Below are 641 nucleotides of genomic sequence, written 5' to 3'. Positions count from 1 at the left end.
GCATGCCGCGGTGAATACGTTCCCGGGTCTTGTACACACCGCCCGTCACACCACGAGAGTTTACAACACCCGAAGTCGGTGGGGTAACCCGCAAGGGGGCCAGCCGCCGAAGGTGGGGTAGATGATTGGGGTGAAGTCGTAACAAGGTAGCCGTATCGGAAGGTGCGGCTGGATCACCTCCTTTCTATGGAGAATCGTTTCCTACAACGGAAACATTCAAATCGGAAGCTTGACTTCCATTAGAACCTTTGGGTTCGAACACTCACTCGTTGCTCAGTTTTGAGAGTTGAAGCTCTCAAGTAATACCTTGATCCTTGAAAACTGGATACCGAAACGAAAATGCGTTTTAGAACATCTTTTAGCTGAAACTTGTGTAAACAAGTTGAAATCGTTATTAGTATGCTGAAAGCGAAGGTTTTCGATTGTGAAGCGACCTTTGGCTTTAAACAGACAAGCGAACGGATTCATCCGGGAGCGCTGTTTAAAACAAGATGAGCGAACAAGCGAAACACCGGAGCGATGGTTAAGCTAATAAGAGCACACGGAGGATGCCTAGGCGCCAGGAGCCGACGAAGGACGTGGCGAACAACGAAACTGCCTCGGGGAGCTGTAAGCAAGCTTTGATCCGGGGGTGTCCGAAT

At 49.8% G+C, this 641-nt stretch carries 2 rRNA genes; both read left to right on the top strand.

Features of this window, described 5'->3' with window-relative positions:
- Positions 1-184, top strand: a 16S ribosomal RNA gene (locus tag A3844_RS06700); the annotation flags it as partial.
- A gap of 337 nt (positions 185-521) precedes the next feature.
- Positions 522-641, top strand: a 23S ribosomal RNA gene (locus tag A3844_RS06695); the annotation flags it as partial.

Origin of the sequence: Paenibacillus helianthi (genome assembly GCF_001909055.1) — a bacterium.
Lineage (GTDB): Bacteria > Bacillota > Bacilli > Paenibacillales > Paenibacillaceae > Paenibacillus_AQ > Paenibacillus_AQ helianthi.
Note: the sequence above shows the minus strand (reverse complement) of the source record. Positions and strands in the feature narration are given on the sequence as shown.